The following is a 3,835-nucleotide window of genomic DNA, read 5'->3' on the forward strand; positions in this document are numbered from 1 at the left end:
TCATAGTTCTGGCCAACATGACGCATGTCGAGAGACGTATTAAGAACAAGCCCCTTCGCGCCATTGCTCCACGTCTTAGCCTGGTCGGTCAGGCGTTTGATGACTTCGACAATGGGAGACAAATCACCGTCCAGATTGACGCGACATGTCGCAACGAAGCTCTCCTGCACGTCGGACATTGCTACGCCCTCCGCACAAAGGATGCCCGGTGAGAGCGGCACGAGGATTTTCCGGATCGATAGTTCCTCAGCCACGTCAGCGGCGTGCAGCCCTCCAGCTCCGCCGAACGGCATCAACGTGAAGTCGCGGGGATCGTAGCCGCGCTCGACTGAGATCGCGCGGATGGCACGGACCATATTCGAGACGCAGATTCGGACGATGCCGAGCGCCGTCTCCGGCAAGGCGAGCCCGAGCTGCGCCGCCAGCGGAGCAATCGCCCGCTCCGCTGCGACACGATCAAGGGTCATGGCGCCGCCGACCAAAGCAGTCGGAAGGCGTCCCAAATAGACGTTTGCATCCGACACCGTCGGTAGCGCGCCACCACGGCCATAGCAGGCAGGTCCGGGGACTGCGCCGGCACTTTCGGGGCCAACTTTGAGCAACCCGTCCGCGCCGACATGTGCAATGGAGCCGCCACCGGCACCGACAGTGTTGATGTCGATGGAAGGCAACCGAACTGGAAACTCGGCGATATCGCGGCCATAGGTCATGGCTGCAGCGCCGTTTTCGATCAGGCAGACGTCGGTGCTTGTTCCTCCGATATCGAGGGTGATCAGGTCGCTCTCGCCCGAGCGCCCCGCAACCGCAACTGCACCGACTACGCCAGCCGCAGGTCCTGATAGCGCCGTACGAATTGGCAACTGTCCCGCCCTATCGATCGCCATCAAGCCGCCCGCGGACTGGCTGATGCCGATCGCGGCACCGGCTGCACGGCTTTCGAGAGCCGCGGCCAAGCGCGCCATGTAGCGCGTGACCTTTGGCTGGAGATAGGCGTTGAGCACCGTTGTAGAAAACCGCTCATATTCGCGGAACTCGGGCTGCACCTCGCACGACAACGACACGTGCAGCTCCGGCAACCGTCTGCGCAAGGCTGCGCCGATGCGCTGCTCGTGCGCAGGGTTCAGAAACGAGAACAATAGACAGACTGCACAGCATTCCGCGCCGCTGGCAGCGACTCGCTCGATCGCAGCATCGATCTCAGCATCGGCGAGCTCCGTCACGACCTCCCCGAGCGGACCTATTCGCTCCGTGATCTCAAAACGATTCTGTCTCGGCACAACGGGCGACGGAGCGTCGGCCTTGAGGTCGTAGATCTTCGGACGAACCTGCCGCCCGATCTCCAGCAAATCGCGAAAACCCTTGGTGGTGATCACCGCGACGTTGCCGCCGCTGCGCTCGATCAACGCATTCGTCGCGACCGTTGTGCCATGCGCAAATCGTGAGGCGGCGCCGACACCGCAAGCTTCCGCCAGTTCGGCGAGGCCAGAGAGGATGGCGCGGGATGGATCATCAGGAGTGGATGGGCGCTTGTGGACCAAGACGTCCCGGGTCGATGAGTTCAGCACGTAAAAGTCGGTGAAGGTTCCGCCGACATCCACTCCGACAGTCCAGCTCATGCCGCCTCCTCACTTGGATACATTAAATATCCAAGTTGGACACATTGTCAATCCAGTGTAGTTTCGAGCATCCGGCGAGGATTCGAAGCAGCAGGAGGTTTTGATGGGTCTGGCGGTTGGATCCGACGCTGCGGTCCGTGATGGTGACCGAGTTTACGAAGATCTGCGTCAGCGGATCCTGTCTCTAGAACTGATTCCGGGTTCGATTTTTGATGAAGCGCGGATCGTCAGCGAGCTCGGTGTCTCGCGCACGCCGGTCCGAGAAGCGGTCATCAGGCTCGTCTCGGAGGGGCTGCTGCGCCGCGACGGCCGGCAAATTCGGGTCTCCTCCTTTGAGGTCGGTCAACTGCGCCCGTTCTTCGAGGCAAACCGTCTGCTTTCGCGATCCCTGCACCGCCTTGCGGCGATCCGACGAACTCCTGCCCAGCTCGAGAAGATCCGAACCGAGATGCTCGCGTTTGAAAAGAGTGTTCGCGAAGGCACGGATGTGATCATGAACGAAGCCAACTTTCGCTTTCATAGAGAGATCGCGCGGGCCGCCGATTCCGCGTTCCTGGAGCGAACGTATTCGGACATCCTGCTCGAGGCGATGAGGCTTTCACGCCAGTGCTTCGAGGCGGGAGACAACACGATCGACCAGCTCGAAGCACATATCTCACGGATCGTCGTGGATCATCGCGATCTTTTTGCAGCCATCGAACAGCGGAAGCCCGATGAGGCAGACAACGTTGCTGCCAGGCACTCGGACCTATTCAAGGATCGTGTAGCGCGCCAGCTTCTCGGTCCGTCGAACATACAGGGCACCGTCGATCTGGCAGACCTTTGAGAGCGGACCAAGGCGCGAACAACTTGCCGAGCCGACCCTGGTCAGCCTGTAAAGACAACCGACTTCTTGCCGTTTAGCATCACACGATCCTCGAGGTGGTGTCGCACGGCTCGGGCGAGCACCCGCCGTTCGATATCGCGTCCCTTACGAACGAGATCGTCCGGCGCGTCGCGATGCGAGATCCGTTCGACATCCTGCTCGATGATTGGTCCCTCGTCGAGGTCGGAGGTGACATAGTGCGCCGTCGCACCGATCAGCTTGACGCCTCGCTCATGCGCCTGGTGGTAAGGCTTGGCGCCCTTGAAACCCGGCAGGAAAGAGTGATGAATGTTGATGCAGCGCCCTATCAGTTTGGCCGAAAACCCGTCAGATAGAATCTGCATGTAGCGTGCAAGAACAACGAGATCCGTATTGGTTTTCTGCACAAGATCCCAGATCTGCGCCTCCTGCTCCATCTTGGTCTGTTTCGTGACGGGCAGATGATGGAACGGCAGGCCATCGAGATCGTTCGAAGCAAGATGCTCTCGGCCATGATTGGAGACGATCGCGGTGACCTCCATCGGCAGCTCACCAATGCGCCAGCGATAGAGCAGATCCGCCAGACAATGATCGAACTTGGAAACCAGCAGCATCACCCGCTTCCTTGCGGAACGCTCCCGCAGGCGGAATGTCATGGCAAAGCGCTTGGCGAGGTCATCGATCGAGGCGGCGATCTCAGTCTGCGACTTCGCCTCGTCGAGGCGATCGAAGACGACTCGCATGAAGAATTGTTTGGTCTCGGTATCTTCGAATTGCTGGGCGTCAAGGACGTTGCACCCCGCCTCGAACAGAATTGTCGAGACCGCCGAGACGATACCCGGACGGTCGGGACAGGATAAAACGAGAATCATGGAACGATCAGGCATATCGGTTACCGCCGGCGGCAGCCCTCTCATCGACAGTTCTGAAGGAAGATCGTGCGAAGAGCGGCGGACGGACTGGATCAACCTCCGCCGATCACGACTTGGCAGCCGAACTCGGCTGCCGAAGCGGTGAACCAAGACGAGAAGCTGCCGGCCATGCTGCGTGCAACAAGGATCTCGAAGACGGCACCTTCCGGTCCATCGTCGCCTCGCCACAACTGCACACCGACATGCGCAACGCTCGTCAGAGCAGTCGCGCCGACAGGGAAAACGGAAGGGTGAAGGTCGACCATTGAACCCTTCGCGAGCACCTCACGGGCTCGCCCGCCGGAGACGCGCAGCACCGCACGGGCGTGACTTTGGTCCATCACCGCCGCATCCACTGAAAGCGAAGCAAGAAGATCAGGAAAACCCTGTCGATGTCGCGCCACTAGCAACCATTGACCCGGCCCTGCCCAGATCAATCCATGAGTGCTCGACCACACCGCGGA

4 protein-coding genes are annotated in these 3,835 nt (G+C 60.3%); 1 reads left to right on the top strand and 3 read right to left on the bottom strand.

Annotated features, from left to right (window positions below):
* On the bottom strand, positions 1–1,616 hold a 1,616-nt coding region (locus tag SO156_RS45500), incomplete at its 3' end, for a hydantoinase/oxoprolinase family protein (protein WP_498539421.1).
* Between the two features lie 103 nt (positions 1,617–1,719).
* Between SO156_RS45500 and SO156_RS45505 the strand changes: the two genes are divergently transcribed.
* A complete protein-coding gene (locus SO156_RS45505) occupies positions 1,720–2,442 on the top strand; it encodes a GntR family transcriptional regulator (protein ID WP_458150164.1) in 723 nt (240 codons plus the stop codon).
* A gap of 41 nt (positions 2,443–2,483) precedes the next feature.
* Here SO156_RS45505 and purU read toward each other — a convergent pair whose 3' ends face one another.
* Positions 2,484–3,347, bottom strand: a complete 864-nt coding sequence (gene purU / locus SO156_RS45510; RefSeq protein ID WP_498539422.1) for a formyltetrahydrofolate deformylase — start codon at positions 3,345–3,347, stop codon at positions 2,484–2,486.
* Positions 3,348–3,424: 77 nt separating this feature from the next.
* A partial coding sequence (locus SO156_RS45515) for a sarcosine oxidase subunit gamma (RefSeq protein ID WP_498539423.1) occupies positions 3,425–3,835 on the bottom strand: 411 nt, incomplete at its 5' end.

It is taken from the genome of Bradyrhizobium sp. UFLA05-125 (assembly GCF_059803515.1).